This window comes from Brevibacillus sp. SIMBA_040, assembly GCF_046535075.1.
GTDB lineage: Bacteria > Bacillota > Bacilli > Brevibacillales > Brevibacillaceae > Brevibacillus.
In genome coordinates, this window is record NZ_JAWRXI010000456.1 from 1 (window position 1) to 229 (window position 229).

1 protein-coding gene is annotated in these 229 nt (G+C 65.5%); it reads left to right on the forward strand.

Going from position 1 to position 229, the window contains the following annotated elements; all coding sequences use genetic code 11:
* A partial coding sequence (locus tag SB752_RS33420) for a hypothetical protein (protein ID WP_410719662.1) occupies window positions 1-229 on the forward strand: 229 nt, incomplete at both ends.

Here is a 229-nt window from a genome sequence, read left to right on the forward strand (position 1 = left end):
GGCGCTATCGGCGCCGCCATCGGGGGCACTGTCGGTTACCTGGGAGGCGATGCCCTGGGCTCTTTTGCAGGCAAGTCGATGTTCGGCTCTGATGAGTCGCTCAAGAGGATGCCGGCAGCAGGCCCGCTGATGATGGCCAACGCCGGGAAGGACATTCCACCGGTCCTGGGCGACATCGCGAAATCGTTCAAGGCCGGGCAGACACCCCCGGTGATGGGGCAGGTGGTGC